Genomic DNA, 23,190 nt, shown 5'->3' with positions numbered 1-23,190 from the left:
CTTACTGGGCCTGACGCTGCAGGATGTTCGAGAACTCTTCGATGAAGGTCTCGAAGCGGATCGCGAGGCGATCGATGTCGTGCGCGTAGCGGTTGTACGCGACCACCGCCGGAATCGCGGCGAACAGGCCGATCGCGGTGGCGACGAGTGCTTCGGCGATGCCCGGCGCGACGTTCGCGAGCGTGGCCTGCTGCACGTTCGCGAGGCCGCGGAACGAGTTCATGATCCCCCAGACCGTGCCGAACAGACCGATGTACGGGCTGACCGAGCCGACCGACGCGAGGAACGCGAGGTTGGCCTCGAGCACGTCCATTTCACGCTGGAACGACGCGCGCATCGCGCGGCGCGCGCCGTCGAGCACGAGGCCCGGATCGCTGAGGCGCTTTTCCTTCGCCTTCAGGAATTCGCGCATCCCCGATTCGAAGATCCGCTCGAGCGCGCCGATCGTGTGGCGGTTGTTGGCTGCGCTCTGGTACAGCGCCTGCAGGTCGCCGCCCGACCAGAAATCCTTCTCGAAGCGTTCGGTCTGCGCGCGCGCGCGACGGATCGCGAACCACTTGCGGAAGATGAAGGTCCACGACATCAGCGACAGCAGCAGCAGCAGTCCCATCACGGCCTGGGCCAGCACGCTCGCGTTGAGGACGAGGGAAATGATCGACAGGTCTTGAGCAGTATTCATAGAGGTTTGAGTAACGTCCCTTCGGGGGTGCCCGGCAAGGGCGTCCGGTGTGCGTGCGGCGCGGCGCGCACGCCATGCCTGACGCCGAACCTTGCTTAGTATCGAATCAGAACGGCAAGTTCATAGGCTGTGTCTAAACGGCACTCATGCGAGCTTCGTTGACAAACCAGTCTGCCCGGCGTCGATGACGGGCCCGCGTTGCAGCGCGTCGAGTACGGCCGGCGGGATCGCCGCGGGCCGGATGCCGTGACGGTCGACGCAGCCGAGGCGGATATGCCCGGCCACGAGCAGCGTGTCGCCACACCAGGCTTCCTGTGTGAATTCCACCGATGCGCGGCCGATGCGTCCGGGCCGGCTCGTGATCGTCAGCGTGTCGTCGAGTCGCGCCGGTGCGCGGTAGTCGAGCGACGTGCTGCGCACGATGAAGATCGCGCCGGTGTCGTCGGCGAGCCGACGCTGGTCGACGCCGCATGCGCGAAGCCACTCGGTGCGGGCGCGCTCGAAGAACTTCAGGTAGTTGGCATAGAAGACGATGCCGCCTGCATCGGTGTCCTCGTAGTACACGCGTACCGGCCAGGTAAAGCCGGAGGGCGCTTCCGGGGAGCGGGTAGGCTGAGTCATGGCGCGCATTCTACCGGAAGGCAAAGGCCCGATTCGTAACCGATTCGTAACGGAATGTAGTGCATCGCGGCACACCGCGAGCCGGCCGAAGACCGGCCCGCGGCTGTGCGCGACGCGTCAGCCGCGATGGACCGCGAGGCCGGCCGGAGCTTGCGCGACGGGCATCATTTCGATCGTATTGATGTTGACGTGCGCGGGGCGCGTGGCGATCCAGTAGATCGTGTCGGCGATGTCCTCGGCCGTGAGCGGCTGGACGTTCTGGTAGACGTTCGCCGCCTTTGCATCGTCGCCGCGGAAGCGGACGTTCGAGAATTCCGTGCCGCCGCACAGGCCCGGCTCGATGTCCGTGACGCGCACCGGCGTGCCGATCAGGTCGGCGCGCAGGTTCAGGCTGAATTGTCTGACGAAAGCCTTGGTCGCGCCGTAGACGTTCCCGCCCGGATACGGATAGGTACCGGCCACCGAGCCCAGGTTGAAGATATGGCCGCGGCCGCGCTCGATCATCCCCGGCAGCAGCGTGTGCGTGACGGTCACGAGGCCCGAGCAGTTCGTGTCGATCATGGTCTGCCACTCGTCGAGGCTCGCCTTCTGGGCCGGCTCGACGCCGAGCGCGAGGCCGGCGTTGTTGACGAGCACGTCGAGCGCCGCGAATTCGGCGGGAAGGGCGGCCGGCACGGCCTCGACGGCCGCGCGGTCGCGCACGTCGAGCTCGAGCGGCAGCAGGGCGTCGCCGAGCTCGGCCGCGAGCGCATCGAGACGATCCTTGCGGCGCGCGGTGGCGACGACGCGGTGGCCGCCCTTGACAAAGGCACGGGCGATGGCGGCGCCGAAGCCGGCGGACGCGCCTGTGACGAACACGATCATTGCTGCTCCTGGTCGGTAACAAAGTAGCGGATAGTATCCCGCAAGCCTACTGAGATTGCCGCACCGCGGCAAGGCGCCGAAGCGCGTCGGAGCGCGGGCATATAACCTGTCCCTTATTGTCTCGGCATCCCTGCCGCGCGGTTGCCTATTCATGGCGCATCCAATAAACTAACGCGCTCATCACCCCTGCGTGACTGGCGATAGAACCCTTCGGGTTCAAGGTGGAGCATCCCACCGTGAAGCGCGGGGCGCCGTTTTTGCCGTTCGCCTGGGCAGCCGTTGTGCGCCGTCGCGTGCATCGCCGGTGGCTGTCCTGCCTCGCGTCATACGGATTCTTCCGCCACGTCGAGCTGGTCTCGCCAGCAGCGCACCGTACTCGGCCACTCCGGTCAACCTGTACACACTTAACGGAAACCGTATGTTTGACAGAGCCCAAAGCACCATCGCGAACGTCGATCCCGAAATCTTTGCAGCGATCGAGCAGGAAAACCGCCGCCAGGAAGATCACATCGAGCTGATCGCGTCGGAAAACTACACGAGCCCGGCCGTGATGGCCGCGCAGGGCTCGCAGCTCACGAACAAGTACGCGGAAGGGTATCCGGGCAAGCGCTACTACGGCGGCTGCGAGTACGTCGACGTGGTCGAGCAACTGGCGATCGACCGCGTGAAGCAGCTGTTCGGCGCGGAAGCCGCGAACGTGCAGCCGAACTCGGGTTCGCAGGCGAACCAGGGCGTGTTCTTCGCGATGCTCAAGCCGGGCGACACGATCATGGGCATGAGCCTCGCGCACGGCGGCCACCTGACGCACGGCTCGCCGGTGAACATGTCGGGCAAGTGGTTCAACGTGGTGAGCTACGGCCTGAACGAGAACGAAGACATCGACTACGACGCAGCCGAGAAGCTCGCGCAGGAACACAAGCCGAAGCTGATCGTCGCGGGCGCATCGGCGTTCGCGCTGAAGATCGATTTCGAACGCCTCGCGAAGATCGCGAAGTCGGTGGGCGCATACCTGATGGTCGACATGGCGCACTACGCGGGCCTGATCGCGGCGGGCGTGTACCCGAACCCGGTGCCGCACGCGGATTTCGTGACGACGACGACGCACAAGAGCCTGCGCGGCCCGCGCGGCGGCGTGATCCTGATGAAGGCCGAGTACGAGAAGCCGATCAACTCGGCGATCTTCCCGGGCATCCAGGGCGGCCCGCTGATGCACGTGATCGCGGCGAAGGCCGTGGCGTTCAAGGAAGCGCTGTCGCCGGAGTTCAAGGCGTATCAGGAGAAGGTGGTCGAGAACGCACGCGTGCTGGCCGAAACGCTGGTCAAGCGCGGGCTGCGGATCGTGTCGGGCCGTACGGAAAGCCACGTGATGCTGGTCGACCTGCGCGCCAAGAACATCACGGGCAAGGCAGCGGAAGCGGCGCTCGGCGCGGCGCACATCACGGTGAACAAGAACGCGATCCCGAACGATCCGGAAAAGCCGTTCGTGACGAGCGGCATCCGTCTCGGCTCGCCGGCGATGACGACGCGCGGCTTCGGCCCGGCGGAAGCCGAGCAGGTGGGCAACCTGATCGCCGACGTGCTGGAGAACCCGGAAGATGCGGCGACGATCGAGCGCGTGCGCGCGCAGGTCGCCGAATTGACCAAGCGTTTCCCGGTCTATCGCTGATCGCCGATGCGCTGCCCGTTCTGCCGGCATGAAGACACGCAGGTCGTCGACTCGCGCGTGTCCGAAGATGGCGCCGCGATTCGCCGGCGCCGTCGCTGCTCGGCTTGCGACAAGCGCTTCACGACGTACGAGCGGGTCGAGCTGAACCTGCCGGCCGTCGTGAAGAAGGACGGCAGCCGCACCGAATTCGACCGTCGCAAGATCGTCGCCAGCATGCAACTCGCGCTGCGCAAGCGGCCGGTTGCCGCCGACGCGATCGACGCGGCGGTCGCCCGCATCGAGTATCAATTGCTCGCGACCGGCGAGCGTGAAGTGCGTAGCGAGAAGCTGGGCGAGCTTGTGATGAACGAGTTGCGCGGCCTCGATACGATCGCCTATGTCCGCTTCGCATCGGTGTATCGCCGGTTCGAGGACGTTTCCGAATTTGCCGACGTGATCGAAGAGTTCCGTCGCGCCTCTCCCGCCAAGACCCCACGTAAGCGCTGACGCGCTGCGTCCGTTCATCGTCTGCTCCTTTGGTTCGATTCGCGCCGATTGTGTCGGTTGCGATCGCATGTCGCCAGTCGGCCGTTCGGCCAATGGCGCCCGTCCGCACGCGCCGCTACAGTCGTTGCATCACCGTGGCGGAGGACGATTGCGATGGAACGGCGCGCTCAACCCTTGAAGAATGTGGTGCAACGACCGGGCGGATTCACGCTCGTCGAGCTGATGGTCGCCATGTCGCTGGCGGCGGGGCTCGCGCTGTATGCGATGCCCACGTTCGAGCAGTGGCGCATGCGCGAACGCGTGGATGCCCGCTCGCGCGCGCTGCTCGGTGCGCTGTCGTTTGCGCGTACCGAGGCCACGCGTCTCGGCGCGCGCGTCACGCTGTGCCGCGCCGGGCGCGACGGCGCCTGTTTGCGTGCCGGCGAGCGGTGCGATCCGGCCGAATGGTCGTGCGACTGGATCGTCAGCGGGCAGGTCGACGGGCAGTCGCGTGTGCTGCGACGCTATCCGCGCGATGCCGAAGTGGCCGTCACGGGCGCGGCGCACGAGCTCGCGTTTGCGCCGCCGGTCGGTCAATCGATCGGTGGAATCCGGCGTTTCGAATTGCGTCCGCGGCGCAGTGTGTCCGCGGACGACGATACGCGTGCGTCGCGTTGCGTGCGGATTGCTGCGGGCGGCCGCGCGCGGATGGTCGCCGGCCGCTGCGACGCGGCGTGATCGCCATGCGCAATGCCATGCGCGGTACATCGTTGATCGAGGCGACGCTGGCCATCGCGCTGCTCGCCACCGTGATGCTGGCCGTAGCCGGCAGCCAGCTCGCGATGGCGCGTGCGCAGCGCGCGACGATCTGGCGCGAACGCGGGCTGTGGCTGGCCGATGCACGTATCGAGCGTCTGCATGCCGCGGCGGCGGCCGATGACGGTCTCGCGGCGCTGGCGGCCACATCGTTGCCGGGTGGCGCGATGACGCTCGATGGCGGGCCGGGCGGCATCCGCTACGTGGTGGTCGGCTGGCGTGGCGGCAGCGGGGGCGCGTCGACGCACTCGCCATCGTGTGTCCGGATGCCGTTTCTGGAGGGGAACGCCGATGGGCACTGATCGCCGTGCGCGTGGCCATACGCTGCTCGAAGTACTGATCGCGATGACCGTCGGGCTCCTCGTGCTCGCGGCGGCCGGTGCGCTGTACCACGCGCAGCGCGTTGCACAGCGTCGCGCGGAAGACGGATTCAGGCTGCGCGACGCGGCCGCGACCGCGCTGATGCTGATCGGTCAGCAGATCCAGATGGCGGGCTTCCGGCCGCTCGACGCCGAGGAGACATCGTCGTTGCCGCCGGTGTTCGGCTGTTCGACGGCGCGTGTGCGCGGGAGCGGCGCGCAGGTGCGCTGCGAGCCTGTGCGCCTGGCGTCGGACGCGTTGCTGGTCCGGTATGTCGGCGATGCCGTATCGACGTGGACGACGGTGAGCGGCCAGGCGTCGGATTGCCTCGGGCAGGGTGTCGGCGCGCCGGGCGAACCCGTGCCGGTGGAGAATCGCTTCGACGCGCATGTCAGCCCGTCGACGGGCGAGCCCGAACTGTATTGCGAAGGAAGCGGCCGTCCGGGCACGCCGCAGCCCGTCGTGGCGGGAATCGATCAGTTGCGCATGCGTTATTTGCGTCGCGGCGCCACGCAGTTCGTCGGCGCCGATGCAATGCGTGCCGACGACTGGCGCGATGTCGTGGCCGTGCATGTCTGCGTGCGGGCGCGCGGCGAGCCGATGCGTGAGCCGACGCCGCAACTCGACTGCGACGGTCGCGTCACCGGCGCACCGGACGGCCGCGCACGTTTGACGCTCGACCGGATCGTCGCGTTGCGGAACGTCGCCGTTGCCCCCGACGTTGCGTTGCATGATGCAACTCGGGCAAGCGAGGTGGCGCGATGAGCGGGGCAATGCGGTACGCGTCGGGCGACCTCTCGCAATGCTCGCAATGCATCGAGGCCGGCCACGCGCATGCGCGCACCGTCGCGAGCGGCGGCGATCCGCAGCGGGCCGCATGCGTCGGCGTTCCGGCGGCGAGCCCGCGCGAGCCGCACATGTGTTTTCTGCCGGCCCGTCGCGTCAGGCGGCGCGAAGCGGGCCTTGCGTTGCCGGCGGTGATTGCGGTCGGCGCAGCGGTCGCGGCACTGACCGGCACATGGTTCGACGCCGCGTTGACGGAGTCGCGCCGCACACGCGCATTGTCGGATCGGCTGATCGCGTTCCACGCGGCCGATGCCGCGCTTGCCGCGTGCACCGTGCGATTGCTGCGTGGTTCGGCGCCGTATCTGAACGAAAGCGAATCTCACGCGGAGCCCGAAGCATGGCGACGCATGCCGCCGCTGGCGGCTGCCGAAGCGTTCGCGCCGTTTGCCGAATGGCCGATGGCTGCGCAGCCGCCGCGATGCTTGGTCGAAGCATGGCGGCGTCCGGCAGACCAGGCTGCCAGCCGCGCTTACCTGGTCACCGCGCGGGGCGTCGGCGCGCACGCGTCGAGTGCCGTATGGCTGCAACATCAGGTCGCGATACGCGACGGCCATATCGTCGAGTTGCGCTGGCGTCGGGTCGCGACGGTGCTGCGATGAACGGCCGCCTGTCCCTGTGCCGCTCGCCCGGATTCACGCTGATCGAGCTGATGATCGTGCTCGCGATCGTCGCGGTGCTCGCCGGGTGGGGTATCCCGTCGTACCGCGAGCATGTCGTGCGGGTTCACCGCGCGTCGGCGGTGTCCGCGCTGTACCGTGCGGCCCACTATCTTGAAACGCTCGACGGCGCGCTGCCCGCGGCGTTGCCGGGCGCGCTCGCGCAGGCGCCGCCGGACGGGCATGCCGTCTATCGAGTGACGCTCGGGCGGCCGGACGGCGACGATTCGCCGGTGAGCTATGAACTGGCAGCGACGCCGCTCGACACCGGGCCGATGCGCGACGATGCATGCGGCACGTTCACGTTGCGCTCGGACGGGACGAAAGGCAATGCAGGAAGCGATGGCGCCGACGAACCGGGCGCGCTTTGTTGGGGCGGGCGATGAGTTCGCGAGGCTGGCGCGCAGCGGCGCATGGCCGTGCGCGGGGGATGCCGCCGGTCAGTCGTCGCGTGCGTCGAGCCCGCGTTCGTCGCGGGATTGCTTCCAGATCCGGTAGACCTCCCATGCGGCGAAGCCGAGCGTGCCCCACTTCAACGCGGGGCCCGCACTCGCGCGCAGCAGCGCGCGAACGGGTTTCGCCAGCACGAGCGACGCGAGCGAGCTCAGCATCGGATACTGGTTGACGAGCTGGCCGAGGCTTGCGTTCAGGTGCTTGGCCGACTGGCCGAACTTGTGGGAGGACAGGCCGGGGATGAACACCTTGAGCCAGCTGAAGCGCGTGACGGCCTGACGCATTTCGGCGGCGGCTTCCGCGAGTTCGAGCCGCTCGACCTCGGATCGCAGGATCAGCAATTCCTTGCGGAGCGCGCGGTGCTGCGATGCGCTCCAGTTCGATCGCGACGAATGGGAGCGGGATGGATTGCCCGTGATGTTCTGGCTCATGGCGCGTCGGCGAAGTAGGTGGGAGGGATGAGCGCGAGGGCGTTCACGGCTTGCCGCGGAACAGGTCGCGGTCTTTCTCGAGTTCGGCGAGCGTCGCCTCGAACACGGTCGGCGCGTCGCGCAGGCCCGAGCGCGCCTTCAGCGCGCATACGATACCGCTGACGGCGTACAGCGCGGTGATCACGGCGAGCGACTGCCAGCGGTAGGTATCCCAGAACGCGATCGCGATCAGCACGGTCAGGCTGATGAGCGCCATCGTCGCGAGCATCATCGCGGCGAGTCCGAGGAACAGCACGCCCAGCAGGCGCTCCTTTTCCTCGGCAAGCTCGATGCCCACCAGTTCGAGGCGCGTCTGCAAAAGGCCGATGGCGGAGCCGACGAGGCGGCGCAGCGGTCCGGGACCGGACGGCTGCGAGTGGGTGTCTGTCGTCATGGGTAAGAGGCTTGCGCGTGCAGTGAGCAGCTAGGACAAAGCCGGCCGGCGCGGGCCGGCTGGCTTCGACGCCCGCGGGTCGCGACGCGGCCCGCGGGACGAAACGGCGCGAAGCGCGTTACTTGCGGTTGATCAGCAGGCCGATCAGCACGCCGACGCCTGCAGCCACGCCGATCGACGTCCACGGATGCTCGTGCACGTAGTCGTCGGTCGCGCGCGCGGCCTTCTTGCCTTTCTCGACCACCACGACCTGGACGTCGGCTGCCTTTTCCTTGGCCTGCTTCAGGCGCGACATGGCTTTCTCGCGCAGCTCGGCCGCCCGTGCTGCTCGCCGCTTGCTTGAGCAGGTCTTCGGCGTCCGAGAGAACGGTTTTGATATCCGACATCAGTTTCTCCTTGTTGATTTCCGACATTGCAACTCCCTTCGTGCTGTCATGCTGCAGGTTCACATCGTAGCGAAACCCCTGCCTGCTGGCGAGCCGGGAAGGCACACGGCGGCAGCGCAAGACTGCATGGTAAACGACTTGTAATCATGAACAGAGCGGCAAACGGGTTGAAAAGTTTCCCCGCGGCCCTCCGTCCTGCCACGACGCCGGGTAAAAATGACAAAAAAGTATGAATATCAAACGGAATAATCGTTCGCACGGCCCATTGCTTCCCGTAAGCTGATGGACTGCCTCGCGCTGTCCGGCGCGCGGTTTCAACCAGCATCGTTCGAGGAGGGAACATCATGAGTCTGCGTCTTGGCGACATCGCACCGGATTTCGAGCAGGAATCGAGCCTGGGCACCATCAAGTTTCACGAGTGGCTCGGCAACAGCTGGGGTGTCCTGTTCTCCCATCCGGCCGACTACACGCCGGTGTGCACGACCGAACTCGGGCTGACCTCGAAACTGAAGGGCGAATTCGAGAAGCGCAACGTGAAGGTGATCGCGCTGTCGGTCGACGGCGTCGAATCGCACAAGGGCTGGATCAACGACATCAACGAAACGCAGTCGACGGTCGTGGGCTTCCCGATCATCGCCGACGCGGACCGCAAGGTGTCGCAGCTGTACGACATGATTCACCCGAACGCGAACGAAACGCTGACGGTGCGTTCGCTGTTCGTGATCGACCCGAACAAGAAGGTGCGGCTCACGATCACCTATCCGGCCAGCACGGGGCGCAACTTCGACGAAGTGCTGCGCGTGATCGATTCGCTGCAATTGACCGACAATTACAAGGTCGCGACGCCCGGCAACTGGAAGGACGGCGACGACGTCGTGATCGTGCCGTCGCTGCAGGATCCGGAAGAGTTGAAGAAGCGCTTCCCGAAGGGCTTCAAAGCGGTGCGTCCGTATCTGCGCCTGACGCCGCAGCCGAACAAGTAAGCGACGTCGGCCGCGAGCCGCAGCCCCGGCCCCGGCGGTGAAAGAAGGCCCGTCCGGCAGCGATGCCGGGCGGGCCTTTTACCTGGCGGCGCATGCGCGGCATCGCTGCCGCGTGCGTCATGGCCGGACCATCAGAAGAATGCCTGGATGCCCGTCTGCGCGCGGCCGAGAATCAGCGCGTGGATGTCGTGCGTGCCTTCGTACGTGTTGACCACTTCGAGGTTCACGAGGTGGCGCGCGACGCCGAATTCGTCGGAGATGCCGTTGCCGCCGAGCATGTCGCGCGCGAGCCGCGCGATGTCGAGCGCCTTGCCGCACGAGTTGCGCTTCATGATCGACGTGATCTCGACCGCGGCCGTGCCGTCGTCCTTCATTCGGCCGAGACGCAGCACGCCTTGCAGGCCGAGCGTGATTTCGGTCTGCATGTCGGCGAGCTTCTTCTGGATCAACTGGTTCGCGGCGAGCGGCCGGCCGAACTGCTGGCGATCGAGCACGTACTGGCGCGCGGTATGCCAGCAGGATTCGGCGGCGCCCAGCGCGCCCCAAGCGATCCCGTAGCGCGCCGAGTTCAGGCAGGTGAACGGGCCGCGCAGGCCGCTCACGTTCGGCATCAGGTTCTCTTCCGGCACGAACACTTCGTCGAGGACGATCTCGCCGGTGATCGACGCGCGCAGCCCGACCTTGCCGTGAATCGCGGGCGCCGACAGGCCCTTCCAGCCTTTCTCCAGGATGAAGCCGCGGATCGCGTCCTTGCCGTTTTCCTCGAGCTTCGCCCACACGACGAACACGTCGGCGATCGGCGAGTTGGTGATCCACATTTTCGCGCCGGACAGCGCGTAGCCGCCCGGCACCTTCTTCGCGCGCGTGACCATGCTGCCCGGGTCGGAGCCGTGGTTCGGCTCGGTCAGGCCGAAGCAGCCGATCCATTCGCCGGTCGCGAGCTTCGGCAGGTATTTCTGCTTCTGCGCGTCCGAGCCGAATTCGAAGATCGGCACCATCACGAGCGACGACTGCACGGACATCATCGACCGGTAGCCGGAATCGACGCGCTCGACTTCGCGCGCGATCAGCCCGTAGCTGACGTAGTTGAGGCCGGGGCCGCCATATTCCTCGGGAATCGTCGGGCCGAGCAGGCCGACCTCGCCCATCTCGCGAAAGATGGCCGCGTCGGTGCGTTCATGGCGGAACGCTTCGGTGACGCGCGGCGCGAGCTTGTCCTGTGCGTAGGCCTGCGCGGCATCGCGCACCATCCGCTCCTCTTCGGTCAGTTGCTGGTCGAGCAGCAGCGGATCGTCCCAATGAAAGGTTGCAGCACTCATCGTCTCATCTCCTGTTGGTCCGGTCTTCCAGCCGGCCCCGTGCCAAAAGTTTGCTTGACTCAAGTTCCGCTGTGCGGAACAATGTTTTGCAAATCGAACCCAGTGTAGCACCGGATGACACTTTCAACCATCGACGACACCCCGATCGACGAGCGCAAGTTCGTCGTCGCGCTCGCGCGCGGGCTCGACCTGCTGCGCGCGTTCCGGCCCGGCGAGACGATGCTGGGCAACCGCGATTTCGCGGAGCGCACGGGCCTGCCGAAGGCGACGGTGAACCGGCTCGCCTATACGCTGACGGTGCTCGGCTACCTGCGCTACGACGAGACGCTCGGCAAGTATGCGCTGGACGCCGGCGTGCTGTCGCTCGGCTACGCGCTGCTGTCGGGCGCGGGGACGATCGATCTCGCGCGGCCGCACATGCAGGCGCTCGCGCGCGAGATCGGCGCGGCCGTGTCGCTCGGCTGCCGCGACGGGCTCGACATGATCTATCTGGAGACGATCCGCAGCGAGACCGCGCTGACGCTCGGGCTCGCGCCCGGTTCGCGGCTGTCGATGCTGACGAGCTCGATGGGGCGTGCGTACCTGGCCGTGCAGCCGGACGACGTGCGCCGCGCGCTCTATGCCGAGCTGCATCGCGCGGCCGGCGGCGCGGCCGACGCGGACGCGCTCGTCGAGGCCGCGCGGCAGGCGGTGGCCGAGTTCTCGACGGGCGGTTGCTGCTATTCGTTTCGCGCGTGGCACACGGACGTGAACGCGGCGGCCGTGCCGTTTCGCGAGCCGCGCGAGGGGCGCTGGCTGATCCTGAGCTGCAGCGGCCCGGCGTCGTCGATGGACGAGGCCGTGTTTCGCACGCAGGTCGGGCCGCGGCTGAAGGCGCTCGCGCAGCGGCTCGGGCAGACGGTCTGAGCAGGGGAAGGGAGCACGCGCGGGCGTTGCGGTCGCGCGGCAGCCGTTGCAGTCCCGACGCGCGTGGCGGCAGAGGCGGCGCGCTCGCGTCTTGCGCGACGGGCGAACCGCGCTCATCATCGATCGCCTGCTTCCCGACGACGAGGTCCGCCATGACGCACCCGGAACCGATGGAAGGCGGATGCGCGTGCGGCGCGATCCGCTACCGTATCGCCGACGTTCCGACCGATGCCGGCTTCTGCCACTGCCGGCTCTGCCAGCGCACGACCGGCGCGGCGGTCGTCGCATCGGCATCGGTGCCGATCGACGCATTCGAATACCTGCAGGGCGAACCGACCGTCTATGCGTCGAGCGCGTGGGGCGAGCGGCGTTTCTGCGGCCGTTGCGGCGCGCAGCTCGAATACCGGCGCGCCGACGCGCCACAAACGGTCGAGATCAACTACGCGACGCTCGACGAGCCGTCGCGGCTGCGTCCGGCGTGGCACGTCTGGTATGGCGATCGTTTGCCGGGCGTCGAGATCGGCGACGATCTGCCCAAGCACGACGATGACGGAAGGGCGTAGGCGGTAACTCTCGGCAGGGGCCGCAGGCCGCGCGACGCGGCTGCGTTTTCCATCCCCGGAACATCTCGATACCACCCGGCCGCAGGCGCGCCTTCTCCGCCCATCGCTCAGGCCGTCACGACCTTCGCGAACACCGGCCCCTGCATGAACCGCACGTCGTGCTGGCGCAGCAGCTCGCACTGCGTCTCGTCGACGACGCCGTCGAAGATCAGCGGAATGCGCACGCGCTGCGCGTAGGCGACGAGCGCCTTGACCATCCCGTCGCGCAGCGCGATGCCCGCATCCATCTTGATGTAGTCGGGGCGCGCCATGTCCGATTCGACCGCGAGGATGCGGCCCGGGTCGGGCAGCTTGTCCGCGACCTTGAAGCCGTGATGCTGGTAGCTGCGCGTCAGGTAGCCGAGGAACGTCTTGTGGGCGACCGCGACCGCCGGCAGCTCGATCACGATCCGCTCGGTCGGCAGCCCGAAGCGCTGCAGCACCGACGAGAAATGCTTGCCGTGGTCGTATTTCACGCTCTTGAGCAGCCGCTCGTGCACACGCAGGAACAGCAGCCCGTGGCGCTGCGCGCCGAAGAAATTGATCGCGTGCAGCGCGCGCGACAGGCGGTCGATCGCGACCAGCGTCTGGTCGTCGACGGCTGCGTCGACCGGATCGTGTTGCCCGTCGGTGACGAGCGTGACGGCCTGGAAGCCGAGCTCGTCGCCGTAGCGCTCGATCGCGTCGGCGAACGACGTCGATTGCGGCGAGCCCGGCATCGTCACGTCGTAGATCGGCTCGTACGCGCTGGCGAGCGTGCGCTCGGGCAGAGTCGCGCACGCGGTGCCGCCTTCGGCAAGCGCGAGGTGTTCCCGCAGATACGGCAGTTGCCCGGCACGGGCGACCAGCTCGGGGATGGTAGGCGGAATCATCGGCGTGAGAAGGAAAAATGGCGGCCGAAAGGGCCGCCTCGTGACTTGATATTAGCAGCGCGCGCCGCGCTCGGCTCGGCGTTTCACTCATATGGTTATCCCGTCCCCGAGCGAACGACTAGGGTTTACGTTGATTTCACTATCCGTAATTGGTTTTACTATTCGTAAATCCAGGATGGGTCGCCGATCAAGAAATGCGGCAGGCGGGCGCCGCGACGCGGCGTCGTTCGCGAATCAACAGGAGCAAGGAGCGAGACGTGGCGGTAGACAGGACAGGCGCGCACACGCGCCGGCAGAAGACGGACGGGACGACGGGCGCGGCGGTGCGCGCGCGGCGCGGTTGAGGCGCGGATGGCGACCATGAGCATCGATTACCAGACGCTGAAGTTCGAGTACCGGGCGCGTGCGCACGACGCGGCCGTCCATCCGGTGATCGTCGTCGGCGCGGGCCCGGTGGGCCTCGCGGCCGCGATCGACCTCGCGCAGCAGGGCGTGCCGGTCGTGCTGCTCGACGACGACGACACGCTGTCGACCGGCTCGCGCGCGATCTGCTTCGCGAAGCGCACGCTCGAGATCTTCGACCGGCTCGGCTGCGGCGAGCGCTTCGTCGACAAGGGCGTGAGCTGGCACGTCGGCAAGGTGTTCCTGCAGGACGAGCAGCTTTACGCATTCGATCTGCTGCCCGAGGAAGGGCATGCGCGCCCCGCGTTCATCAACCTGCAGCAGTACTACGTCGAAGGCTATCTGGCCGATCGCGCGTTCGAGTTGCCGAATATCGACATCCGCTGGAAGCACAAGGTCACGGGCGTCGAGCAGTCGGCCGAACACGCGGTGCTGACGATCGAGACGCCGGACGGCGTCGCGACGCTGCGCGCGCAGTACGTGATCGCGGCCGACGGTTCGCGCAGCCCGATGCGCACGATGATGGGCCTGGAAAGCCGCGGCCGCACGTTCAAGGATCGCTTCCTGATCGCCGACGTGAAGATGAAGGCGGAGTTTCCGACCGAGCGCTGGTTCTGGTTCGATCCGCCGTTTCACCGCAACCAGTCGGTGCTGCTGCACCGCCAGCCGGACAACGTGTGGCGCATCGACTTCCAGCTCGGCTGGGATGCCGATCCGGTTGCCGAGAAGCAGCCGGAGCGCGTGATCCCGCGCGTGCGCGCGCTGCTCGGGCCGGACGTGGAGTTCGAGCTCGAGTGGGTGAGCGTCTACACGTTCCGCTGCCAGCGGATGGAGACGTTCCGGCACGGCCGGGTGCTGTTCGCGGGCGATTCGGCGCACGGCGTGTCGCCGTTCGGCGCGCGCGGCGCGAACAGCGGCGTGCAGGACGCGGACAACCTCGCGTGGAAGCTGAAGCTGGTGCTCGACGGCCGCGCGCACGACCGTCTGCTCGACACCTACGCGAGCGAGCGCGAGTTCGCGGCGGACGAGAACATCCGCAACTCGACGCGCTCGACCGACTTCATCACGCCGAAGAGCGCGGTGTCGCGCGTGTTCCGCGATGCGACGCTGAAGCTCGCGCGCGACTGCGAGTTCGCACGCAAGCTGGTGAACAGCGGGCGCCTGTCGGTGCCGGCGGTGCTGGCCGATTCGCCGCTCAATACGCCGGACCGTAACGGCGACGCATTCGCGTGCGCGATGCGGCCGGGTGCGGCGGCGGCCGATGCGCCGGTGCGTGCGCAGGGTGCGTCGGGCTGGCTGCTGCAGCATCTGCGCGGCGGCTTCACCGGCGTGCTGTTCGGATTGCCGGGCGATGCGGCCGCGCTCGCGCGGGCCGTCGACGGCCTCGTGCTGCCGGTGCGGCCGGTGCTCGTCGTGCCGGCCGGGCACGCGCGGCCGGTGGCCGGCGTCGACGTCGTGGAGGACGTCGACGGGCTCGCCGCGCGGCGCTACGACGCGCAGCCCGGCACGTTCTACCTGCTGCGTCCCGACCAGCACGTCTGCGCCCGTACGCGCACGCTCGACCGTCAGGCGATTGCCGACGCACTGGCGCGCGCGAGCTGCGCACGCTGACTACGATAAAGACACCGGAGACACCGTCATGCCCTCACTCGATACCCGCCCGCGCCTCGCCGACCCCGACGCGTTCTACGAAGCGCTGATCGACATGCATCGCGACCTGTCCGACGCGGACAGCCAGCTCGTCAACGCGAAGCTGATCCTGCTGCTCGCGAACCAGGTCGGCGACGCCGACGTGCTGCGCGAAGCGATGGCGCTCGCGCGCCAGGGCGTGACGCCGCCCGTGCACCCGGCCGCCGAGGTGGCGCAATGAGCGCGGCGGCCGAACCGCGCGTGCTCGAAGTCGAGCGCGTGATCGACGAGACCCGTCGCCCGGGTTTTCACGGGATGCTGCTCGCGCTCTGCGGGCTGTGCCTCGTGATTGACGGTTTCGATGCGCAGGCGATGGGCTACGTCGCGCCGAGCGTGATCGCCGAATGGGGCGTGCCGAAACAGGCGCTCGGGCCCGTGTTCAGCGCGAGCCTGTTCGGGATGCTGCTCGGTGCGCTCGGGCTGTCGGTGCTGGCCGACCGGATCGGGCGGCGCCCGGTGCTGATCGGCTCGACGCTGTTCTTCGCGGTGACGATGCTCGCGACGCCGTTCGCGGGCTCGATCCCCGTGCTGATGGCGCTGCGCTTCGTCACGGGGCTCGGCCTCGGCTGCATCATGCCGAACGCGATGGCGCTCGTCGGCGAGTTCAGCCCGGCCGCGCATCGCGTGAAGCGGATGATGATCGTGTCGTGCGGCTTCACGCTCGGCGCGGCGCTCGGCGGCTTCGTCAGCGCGGCGCTGATCCCGGCGCTCGGCTGGCGTTCGGTGTTCTTCGTCGGCGGCGCGGTGCCGCTCGCGCTCGCGATCGCGATGCTCGCGCGGCTGCCGGAATCGCTGCAGTTCCTGGTGCTGAAAGGGCGCGTCGCGCAGGCGCGCGACTGGCTCGCGCGCTTCGCGCCGCACGCCGGCATCGATGCGAACACGCGGCTCGTCGTGCGCGAGCGTGCGGCGAGCGGCGCGCCGGTCGCCGAACTGTTCCGTGACGGCCGCCTGCCGGTCACGCTGCTGTTGTGGTCGATCAGCTTCATGAACCTGATCGACCTGTACTTCCTGTCGAACTGGCTGCCGACCGTGATGCGCGACGCCGGTTATTCGCCGGGTACGGCCGTGATCGTCGGCACGGTGCTGCAGACGGGCGGCGTGATCGGCACGCTGTCGCTCGGCTGGTTCATCGAACGCTACGGCTTCGTGCGCGTGCTGTTCGCGTGCTTCGCGTGCGCGGCCGTGTCGGTGGGCCTGATCGGCTCGGTCGCGCATGCGCTGCCGTGGCTGCTGGTCGTCGTGTTCGCGGGCGGCTTCTGCGTGGTCGGCGGGCAGCCGGCCGTGAACGCGCTCGCGGGCCAGTATTACCCGACGTCGCTGCGCTCGACCGGCATCGGCTGGAGTCTCGGCATCGGCCGGATCGGCTCGGTGCTCGGGCCGCTCGTCGGCGGACAACTGATCGCGCTGAACTGGACCAACGGCGCGCTGTTCCACGCGGCCGCGGTGCCCGTGCTGTGCTCGGCGCTGTTCGTGCTGGGCCTCGCCGGTGTCGCGCGGCGCGGCGGCGCGCAGGCGCCGAACGCCGCCCTGAATTGATGGAGAAAGGAAACGATGACGCTTGACCTGTCGAAACCGGCAGCCGCCGGCTACCTGAGCGGATTCGCGAACGAATTCGCGACCGAGGCGCTGCCCGGCGCGCTGCCGCACGGCCGCAACTCGCCGCAGCGTGCGCCGTACGGGCTGTACGCGGAGCAATTGTCGGGCACCGCGTTTACCGCGCCGCGTGGCCACAACCGCCGCTCGTGGCTGTACCGGATCCGGCCGGCGGCCGTGCACCGGCCGTTCGAGCCGTATGCAGGCCCGCAGCGGCTCGTGTCGGAATTCGGCGATTCGGCCGACGTGCCGCCGACGCCGCCGAACCAGTTGCGCTGGGATCCGCTGCCGATGCCGGTCGAGCCGACCGATTTCGTCGAGGGGCTTGTCACGATGGCCGGCAACGGCTCGGCGGCCGCGATGAACGGCTGCGCGATCCATCTGTACGCGGCGAACCGGTCGATGCAGGACCGCTTCTTCTACAGCGCGGACGGCGAACTGTTGATCGTGCCGCAGCAGGGGCGCCTGTTCATCGCGACCGAACTCGGCCGGCTCGACGTCGAGCCGTTCGAAATCGCGGTGATCCCGCGCGGCGTGCGTTTTACCGTCGCGCTGCCGGACGGCGACGCGCGCGGCTACATCTGCGAGAACTTCGGCGCGTTGCTGCGCCTGCCGGATCTCGGCCCGATCGGCTCGAACGGGCTCGCTAACCCGCGCGACTTCCTGACGCCGCAGGCCGCCTACGAGGATCGCGAAGGCGCGTTCGAACTCGTCGCGAAGCTGAACGGCCGGCTGTGGCGCGCGGACATCGGCCATTCGCCGCTCGACGTCGTCGCGTGGCACGGCAACTATGCGCCGTATAAATACGACCTGCGCCTGTTCAACACGATCGGCTCGATCAGCTTCGACCATCCCGATCCGTCGATCTTCCTCGTGCTGCAGGCGCAGAGCGACACGCCGGGCGTCGACACGATCGACTTCGTGATCTTCCCGCCACGCTGGCTCGCGGCCGAGGATACGTTCCGCCCGCCCTGGTTCCACCGTAACGTCGCGAGCGAGTTCATGGGGCTCGTGCACGGTGCGTACGACGCGAAGGCCGAAGGTTTCGTGCCGGGCGGCGCGAGCCTGCACAACTGCATGTCGGGCCACGGGCCCGATGCGGACACGTTCGAGAAGGCGTCCGCGAGCGACACGACGAAGCCGCACAAGGTCGACGCGACGATGGCGTTCATGTTCGAAACCCGCACGTTGATCCGGCCGACGCGCTATGCGCTCGACACCGCGCAGCTGCAGGCCGACTACTTCGAATGCTGGCAAGGCATCAGGAAACACTTCAATCCGGAGCAACGATGAGCGACACCCAAGACTGGCGCGCGACGCTCGACCCGGCTCGCAAGAGCTGGATCGATACCGCGAACGATCCCGCCTGCGATTTCCCGATCCAGAACCTGCCGTTCGGGATCTTCAGCGATGCGAAGCAGACGGCGCGCCGCGCGGGCGTCGCGCTCGGCGACCAGGTCGTCGATCTCGCCGCGCTCGCGCGTGCGGGCCTCGTGACGCTGCCGGCCGGCGCCGACGTGTTCGCCGCGCCGACGCTCAATGCGTTCATCGCGCTCGGCAGCGATGCATGGCGCGGCGTGCGCGTGCAACTGTCGGCCCTGTTCTCGCGCGATAACGCGACATTGCGTGACGATGCGGCGCTGCGCGCGCAGGTGCTCGTCGCGCGGCGCGACGCGACGCTGCATCTGCCGATCGAGATTCCCGGCTACACCGATTTCTATTCGTCGAAGGAGCATGCGACCAACGTCGGGTCGATGTTCCGGGATCCGAAGAATGCGCTGTTGCCGAACTGGTCGGAGATGCCGATCGGCTACAACGGCCGCGCATCGTCGGTGGTCGTGAGCGGCACGCCGGTGCGGCGCCCGAACGGGCAACTGAAGCTGCCCGACCGGGAGCGCCCGGTGTTCGGCGCGTGCCGCAAGCTCGACATCGAACTGGAGACCGGTTTCATCGTCGGAAAGGGCAACGCGCTCGGCGAGCCGATCGCGTGCGAGGACGCGGAAGCGCACATCTTCGGGATGGTGCTGCTGAACGACTGGAGCGCGCGCGACATACAGCAGTGGGAATACGTGCCGCTCGGACCGTTCAACTCGAAGGGCTTCGCGACGACGATCTCGCCGTGGATCGTCACGCTCGACGCGCTCGAACCGTTTCGCGTCGCGCAGCCCGAGCAGTCGCCGCAGCCGCTCGCGTATCTGCGGCACGCGGGCAAGCACGCGTTCGACATCGCGCTGGAGGTGACGCTGCGCGCGGAAGGGGCGGCCGAAGCGACGTCGATCTGCCGCACGAACTTCAAGCACATGTACTGGACGATGGCGCAGCAGCTCGCGCATCACACGGTCGCGGGCTGCAACACGCGCGTCGGCGACCTGATGGGTTCGGGCACGATCAGCGGGCCGACGAAGGATTCGTTCGGCAGCCTGCTCGAGCTGACGTGGAACGGCAAGGAGCCGGTCGCGCTGAACGGCGGCGGCAGCCGCACGTTCATCGAGGACGGCGACGAACTGACGCTCGCCGGCTGGTGCCAGGGCGACGGTTATCGCGTCGGCTTCGGTACGTGTGCGGGCAAGATCCTGCCGGCGCGGAGTGCGTGACGCATCGCGGCGCGAGACATCACGCGCCGGTCACGTGTAGTTCGGCAGGACAGCGCGGCCCGCATTGCGCGGGCCGTTTTCGTTTACCGGGGGATGGGCGAGAGCGGGCCGATCCAGCGCCAATCTGTATCAGGCCGCGCGTTGCACCGCGTCGCGGCGCTCCCACAGCGCCGCCGCGACGAACGCGGCGACGCAGGCGACCAGCACGCCGACCAGCGCATGGCTGCCCAGTTGCTCCATCAACGCGCCCGCGACCAGCGGGCCGCCGAAGCTCGCGGCGCTCCACGACGCCGACACGAGCGAGCTCGCGGTGACGAGCGCCGCGCCGCGGAAGCGTTCGCCGCACGCGACGAGCGACAGCGTGTAGATGCTGCCGGCCGCCGCGCCGAGCACGAACAGCAGCGGCCAGCACAGCCACGGATTCGCGATGACGAACGGCAGCAGCGGCAGGCCGGCCAGTACGATCCAGCCCGCGCCGAGGTGCACGCGTTCGCGGCCGAGCTTGTCGGCGAGCCAGCCGATCGGAAACTGCATCGCGGTATCGCCGAACAGCATGATCGACGCGAGCAGCACGGCGGTCGCGCTCTCGACGCCGTGGTCCATCGCATAGAGCGGCAGCAGCGACAGCGCGAGCGTGTCGAACAGCGCGAAGAAGCCGGTGCCGATGATCAGCGCGGGCATGCGCGGCAGCACCGCGAGCCAGCTGTCGTGCGCGGCGTGATGCGCGTCGTCGCCGGCGAGCGGCGCCCGGCGGATCGTCGCGAGCATCGGCAGCGCGAGCAGGAACAGCGCGCCGCACAGCGCGAAACGGATACCCGTCGCGCCCGCGATCTGGCTGACGAGCACGGGGCCGGCCATCTGGAACAGCGTGAAATTGGTCGCGTAGATCGCGACGACGCGGCCGCGCGTCGAATCGTCGGCGAGCTGGTTCACCCATGCTTCGCCGATCGTGAACAGCAGCATCAGCGCGGCGCCGCACAGCACGCGCAGCACGCCCCACAGGATCAGGTTCGACGTGAACTGCATCAGCGCGGTGGCCGCCGCGAGCAGCACGACCGACACGACGATCGCGCGGCGCGCGCCGATGTGCCGCGCGAGCGCGGTGACGAACGGGACGATCGCGAGGCCGCCGAGGGCCTGCGCGGCCGTCAGCATGCCGACGACGTTGGTGCCGTGCCCGGCTTCGGTCAGCGCGAGCGCGGTGAGCGGCAGCGTGGCGCCGGTGCCGAGGCCGACGACCGCGACGCTCAGGATCAGCGCGAGGAAATCGCGATTGAGAATGGCTTTCATCGGCGGGGATGCTACACCGCGGCCCTTGAAAGGTCCATGAAGGCCGTCAGGATCGAATGGCGTTGTGTCCGCAACGATCGCCGCAGGGTTGCAGCAGGGGGGGCGTTCAGACGTACTCGGTCGGCACGGCCGCCGGGCGGCGTTCGAGCGACGCCGACCACAGCGTGAGCGCGAGCGCCGCGACGGCCATCGCGACGCCGACCCACGGCAAGTTCACGAGCGACACGCCCGAGCCGATCGCCATCCCGCCGAGCCAGGCGCCGGTCGCGTTGCCGAGGTTGAACGCGCCCTGGTTCAGCGTCGACGCGAGGTTCGGCGCGTCGCTCGCGCGATCGACGATCAGGATCTGCAGCGGCGGCACGATCGCGAACGCGAGGATGCCCCACACGAAAATCGTCGCGAGCGCGGCGAACGGCAGATGCATCGTGCCCGCGAACAGCGCGAGAACGATGCCGATCAGCGCGAGCGTCGCGATCAGCGACGGCATCCGGCGCCAGTCGGCGAGCTTGCCGCCGAGCGTGCCGCCGACCGTCAGGCCGAGGCCGAACAGCAGCAGGACGTAGGTGACCTGACGCGGCGAGAAGCCCGTCACGTCCTCGAGGATCGGCGTGATGTACGTGAACACGCTGAACAGGCTCGCGGACGCGAGCACGCTGATGCCGAGCACCATCAGCACCTGCGGGTGCTTCAGCACGCCGAATTCGCGCGTGATGCTGGTGTCGGGCATCGCGAGGTGCTTCGGCAGGCACACGGCGAGCGCGGCGGCCGCGGCGATGCCGATCCCGGTGACGGCCCAGAACGTCGCGCGCCAGCCGTATGCCTGGCCGAGCGCGGTGCCGAGCGGCACGCCGAGCACGTTCGCGAGCGTGAGGCCGGTGAACATCAGCGCGATCGCCTGCGCGCGGCGGTTCGGCGCGACGAGGTTGCTGGCGACGACCGAGCCGATGCCGAAGAACGCGCCGTGGCAGAACGCGGTGACGACCCGCGCGGCCATCAGCACCGCGTAGCCGGGCGCGATCGCGCAGAACAGGTTGCCGGCGATGAACAGCCCGATCAGGCCCATCAGCGCACGCTTGCGCGGCATCTTCGCGGTGACGATCGCGAGGATCGGCGCGCCGATCGTCACGCCGAGCGCGTAGCCCGACACGAGCATCCCGGCGGCCGGGATCGACACGCCGAGGTCGCGCGCGACATTCGGCAGCAGCCCCATGATCACAAATTCGGTGGTACCGATTCCAAAGGCGGCGACGGCAAGGGCGAAAAGAGGCAGGGGCATCGCGGTAGGCTCGGGAAAGGATGCCGCTCGAGCCGGGCGCGGGACGCGCGGGGCGGGCGGTCGGTGAGGCGAACGTCAGCCGCGATTCTACTTCAGTGAAAACCCTGACGCTTGGGGCCAAAACGGGTGTTGCCGGCGTGCGACGGGCCGGCGGGCGAGACGCTCACACTGTGGGATTTGCGGCCGTTTCAGGGCCGGGACGATGGCCGCCGTCAACTGCGGATCAGGCGATGCGTTCGGACGACCTGTCGGGCGTCGCCGCGTCCGACGGGTTCGTGGTCTGGGTGTCCGGCGCCGTTTCCGACGGCACGGCAGCCGATTCGGCCCCGTCGCTCGCCGCCGGATCGTCCCAGCCGTTCTCGAACAGGCAGGCGTCGATCGGCATCCGCGCGGCCCAGCGTTCTTCTTCGAGCATCGGCTTCGCATAGAACGCGTCGACGTGCCCGACGCACAGCACGGCGATCGGCTTCGCGCCGTCGGGCATCCGCAGCAGCGTACGCAGCGCATCGACGTCGAACAGCGACACCCAGCCCATCCCGAGCCCTTCGGCGCGTGCCGCGAGCCACATGTTCTGGATCGCGCACGCGGCGGACGCCAGATCCATCTCCGGCAGCGTGCGGCGGCCGAACACGTGGCGTTCGCGGCCGTCGGCGAGTGCGACGACCAGCAGCTCGCCGCATTCGCGCACGCCTTCGACCTTCAGCCGCATGAATGCGTCCTGGCGCTCACCGAGCGCGTCGGCGGTCGCGCGGCGCTCGGCCTCGACCAGCGCGTGGATCGCGGTGCGCAAGGCGGGATCGGTGATGCGGATGAAGCGCCACGGCTGCATGAAGCCGACGCTCGGCGCATGGTGCGCCGCGCGCAGCAGGCGCGCGAGCACGGCCGGATCGACGGGCGCCGGCGTGAAGTGGCGCATGTCGCGCCGTTCGAAGATGGCACGGTAGACGGCGGCGAGGTCGGAATCGTCGAAACGCATGAGCGGCGAAGG

General features: G+C 68.3%; 25 protein-coding genes, 1 pseudogene and 1 riboswitch. Of the genes and pseudogenes, 15 read left to right on the top strand and 11 right to left on the bottom strand.

Annotated features, from left to right (window positions below; all coding sequences use genetic code 11):
* Position 1: 1 nt before the first annotated feature.
* From tolQ to HWX62_RS27205, 3 genes are all read right to left on the bottom strand, one after another.
* Positions 2 to 679, bottom strand: coding sequence for a protein TolQ (gene tolQ / locus HWX62_RS27215; RefSeq protein WP_027783647.1), 678 nt, complete (start codon positions 677 to 679; stop codon positions 2 to 4).
* A 144-nt stretch (positions 680 to 823) separates the two neighbouring features.
* Positions 824 to 1,309 (bottom strand): tol-pal system-associated acyl-CoA thioesterase, encoded by a 486-nt coding sequence (gene ybgC, locus HWX62_RS27210; RefSeq protein WP_175933194.1) that lies wholly within the window; start codon positions 1,307 to 1,309, stop codon positions 824 to 826.
* A gap of 108 nt (positions 1,310 to 1,417) precedes the next feature.
* The gene (locus HWX62_RS27205; RefSeq protein WP_175933178.1) at positions 1,418 to 2,164 is read right to left on the bottom strand and encodes an SDR family oxidoreductase; all 747 of its coding nucleotides are present in this window, start codon (positions 2,162 to 2,164) and stop codon (positions 1,418 to 1,420) included.
* A 180-nt stretch (positions 2,165 to 2,344) separates the two neighbouring features.
* A riboswitch (ZMP/ZTP riboswitch) is annotated at positions 2,345 to 2,445 on the top strand.
* Positions 2,446 to 2,582: 137 nt separating this feature from the next.
* On the opposite strand from HWX62_RS27205, the gene glyA reads away from it, so the two are divergent.
* The 7 genes from glyA to HWX62_RS27170 all read left to right on the top strand — a co-directional run bounded on the left by glyA (position 2,583) and on the right by HWX62_RS27170 (position 7,359).
* Positions 2,583 to 3,830, top strand: coding sequence for a serine hydroxymethyltransferase (gene glyA, locus HWX62_RS27200; protein WP_175933179.1), 1,248 nt, complete (start codon positions 2,583 to 2,585; stop codon positions 3,828 to 3,830).
* A 6-nt stretch (positions 3,831 to 3,836) separates the two neighbouring features.
* A complete protein-coding gene (gene nrdR, locus HWX62_RS27195; RefSeq protein WP_175933180.1) occupies positions 3,837 to 4,316 on the top strand; it encodes a transcriptional regulator NrdR in 480 nt (159 codons plus the stop codon).
* Positions 4,317 to 4,469: 153 nt separating this feature from the next.
* Complete coding sequence (locus HWX62_RS27190) at positions 4,470 to 5,033, top strand: GspH/FimT family pseudopilin (RefSeq protein WP_175933181.1); 564 nt, start codon at positions 4,470 to 4,472, stop codon at positions 5,031 to 5,033.
* 5 nt (positions 5,034 to 5,038) lie between these two features.
* Positions 5,039 to 5,413, top strand: a complete 375-nt coding sequence (locus HWX62_RS27185) for a hypothetical protein (protein WP_175933195.1) — start codon at positions 5,039 to 5,041, stop codon at positions 5,411 to 5,413.
* Entirely contained in the window at positions 5,403 to 6,236 is an 834-nt protein-coding gene (locus HWX62_RS27180; protein ID WP_175933182.1) for a PilW family protein, read from the top strand. Before HWX62_RS27185 ends, HWX62_RS27180 begins: the two co-directional genes overlap by 11 nt.
* A 152-nt stretch (positions 6,237 to 6,388) precedes the next feature.
* Positions 6,389 to 6,916, top strand: coding sequence for a hypothetical protein (locus HWX62_RS27175; protein ID WP_175933196.1), 528 nt, complete (start codon positions 6,389 to 6,391; stop codon positions 6,914 to 6,916).
* A complete protein-coding gene (locus tag HWX62_RS27170; protein ID WP_175933183.1) occupies positions 6,913 to 7,359 on the top strand; it encodes a type IV pilin protein in 447 nt (148 codons plus the stop codon). Before HWX62_RS27175 ends, HWX62_RS27170 begins: the two co-directional genes overlap by 4 nt.
* A gap of 54 nt (positions 7,360 to 7,413) precedes the next feature.
* On the opposite strand, the gene HWX62_RS27165 is transcribed toward HWX62_RS27170, so the two are convergent.
* The 3 genes and pseudogenes from HWX62_RS27165 to HWX62_RS27155 form a co-directional block, all read right to left on the bottom strand.
* Positions 7,414 to 7,857, bottom strand: coding sequence for a DUF3318 domain-containing protein (locus HWX62_RS27165; protein WP_175933184.1), 444 nt, complete (start codon positions 7,855 to 7,857; stop codon positions 7,414 to 7,416).
* A gap of 43 nt (positions 7,858 to 7,900) precedes the next feature.
* Complete coding sequence (locus HWX62_RS27160; protein WP_175933185.1) at positions 7,901 to 8,290, bottom strand: phage holin family protein; 390 nt, start codon at positions 8,288 to 8,290, stop codon at positions 7,901 to 7,903.
* Positions 8,291 to 8,408: 118 nt separating this feature from the next.
* Positions 8,409 to 8,703 (bottom strand): annotated as a pseudogene (locus HWX62_RS27155) (DUF883 family protein).
* Positions 8,704 to 9,020: 317 nt separating this feature from the next.
* Between HWX62_RS27155 and HWX62_RS27150 the strand changes: the two are divergent.
* A complete protein-coding gene (locus tag HWX62_RS27150) occupies positions 9,021 to 9,659 on the top strand; it encodes a peroxiredoxin (protein ID WP_027783653.1) in 639 nt (212 codons plus the stop codon).
* A 131-nt stretch (positions 9,660 to 9,790) separates the two neighbouring features.
* On the opposite strand, the gene HWX62_RS27145 is transcribed toward HWX62_RS27150, so the two are convergent.
* Positions 9,791 to 10,978 carry an acyl-CoA dehydrogenase gene (locus tag HWX62_RS27145; RefSeq protein ID WP_175933186.1) on the bottom strand — a complete coding sequence of 396 codons (1,188 nt, stop codon included), beginning with the start codon at positions 10,976 to 10,978 and terminating at the stop codon, positions 9,791 to 9,793.
* Positions 10,979 to 11,092: 114 nt separating this feature from the next.
* On the opposite strand from HWX62_RS27145, the gene HWX62_RS27140 reads away from it, so the two are divergent.
* Together HWX62_RS27140 and HWX62_RS27135 are read left to right on the top strand one after the other, a co-directional pair.
* Positions 11,093 to 11,884, top strand: coding sequence for an IclR family transcriptional regulator (locus tag HWX62_RS27140; protein WP_175933187.1), 792 nt, complete (start codon positions 11,093 to 11,095; stop codon positions 11,882 to 11,884).
* A 152-nt stretch (positions 11,885 to 12,036) separates the two neighbouring features.
* Positions 12,037 to 12,447, top strand: a complete 411-nt coding sequence (locus tag HWX62_RS27135; protein WP_175933188.1) for a GFA family protein — start codon at positions 12,037 to 12,039, stop codon at positions 12,445 to 12,447.
* A gap of 107 nt (positions 12,448 to 12,554) precedes the next feature.
* Here the strand turns inward: HWX62_RS27135 and HWX62_RS27130 are convergent, their stop codons facing one another.
* A complete protein-coding gene (locus HWX62_RS27130) occupies positions 12,555 to 13,358 on the bottom strand; it encodes an EAL domain-containing protein (RefSeq protein WP_175933189.1) in 804 nt (267 codons plus the stop codon).
* Between the two features lie 351 nt (positions 13,359 to 13,709).
* Here HWX62_RS27130 and HWX62_RS27125 point away from each other — a divergent pair, with 351 nt between their 5' ends.
* From HWX62_RS27125 to fahA, 5 genes are read left to right on the top strand one after another with little or no spacing between them, the layout of a single operon-like run.
* The gene (locus tag HWX62_RS27125; protein ID WP_175933190.1) at positions 13,710 to 15,371 is read left to right on the top strand and encodes an FAD-dependent oxidoreductase; all 1,662 of its coding nucleotides are present in this window, start codon (positions 13,710 to 13,712) and stop codon (positions 15,369 to 15,371) included.
* Between the two features lie 28 nt (positions 15,372 to 15,399).
* A complete protein-coding gene (locus HWX62_RS27120; protein WP_006484941.1) occupies positions 15,400 to 15,630 on the top strand; it encodes a DUF2783 domain-containing protein in 231 nt (76 codons plus the stop codon).
* Positions 15,627 to 16,985 (top strand): MFS transporter, encoded by a 1,359-nt coding sequence (locus HWX62_RS27115; protein WP_175985272.1) that lies wholly within the window; start codon positions 15,627 to 15,629, stop codon positions 16,983 to 16,985. The genes HWX62_RS27120 and HWX62_RS27115 overlap by 4 nt, the downstream gene beginning before the upstream one ends.
* 15 nt (positions 16,986 to 17,000) lie before the next feature.
* Complete coding sequence (gene hmgA, locus HWX62_RS27110) at positions 17,001 to 18,335, top strand: homogentisate 1,2-dioxygenase (protein WP_175930008.1); 1,335 nt, start codon at positions 17,001 to 17,003, stop codon at positions 18,333 to 18,335.
* Positions 18,332 to 19,636 carry a fumarylacetoacetase gene (gene fahA, locus HWX62_RS27105; protein ID WP_175930009.1) on the top strand — a complete coding sequence of 435 codons (1,305 nt, stop codon included), beginning with the start codon at positions 18,332 to 18,334 and terminating at the stop codon, positions 19,634 to 19,636. Before hmgA ends, fahA begins: the two co-directional genes overlap by 4 nt.
* A gap of 129 nt (positions 19,637 to 19,765) precedes the next feature.
* On the opposite strand, the gene HWX62_RS27100 is transcribed toward fahA, so the two are convergent.
* The 3 genes from HWX62_RS27100 to bluB all read right to left on the bottom strand — a co-directional run bounded on the left by HWX62_RS27100 (position 19,766) and on the right by bluB (position 23,178).
* Positions 19,766 to 20,926, bottom strand: coding sequence for an MFS transporter (locus tag HWX62_RS27100; protein WP_175930010.1), 1,161 nt, complete (start codon positions 20,924 to 20,926; stop codon positions 19,766 to 19,768).
* Between the two features lie 106 nt (positions 20,927 to 21,032).
* Positions 21,033 to 22,202 carry an MFS transporter gene (locus tag HWX62_RS27095; protein ID WP_175930011.1) on the bottom strand — a complete coding sequence of 390 codons (1,170 nt, stop codon included), beginning with the start codon at positions 22,200 to 22,202 and terminating at the stop codon, positions 21,033 to 21,035.
* A gap of 223 nt (positions 22,203 to 22,425) precedes the next feature.
* Complete coding sequence (bluB, locus tag HWX62_RS27090; protein ID WP_175930012.1) at positions 22,426 to 23,178, bottom strand: 5,6-dimethylbenzimidazole synthase; 753 nt, start codon at positions 23,176 to 23,178, stop codon at positions 22,426 to 22,428.
* Positions 23,179 to 23,190 lie beyond the last annotated feature (12 nt).

It is taken from the genome of Burkholderia sp. BCC0506, assembly GCF_902833145.1.
Taxonomy (GTDB): domain Bacteria; phylum Pseudomonadota; class Gammaproteobacteria; order Burkholderiales; family Burkholderiaceae; genus Burkholderia.
Note: the sequence above shows the minus strand (reverse complement) of the source record. Positions and strands in the feature narration are given on the sequence as shown.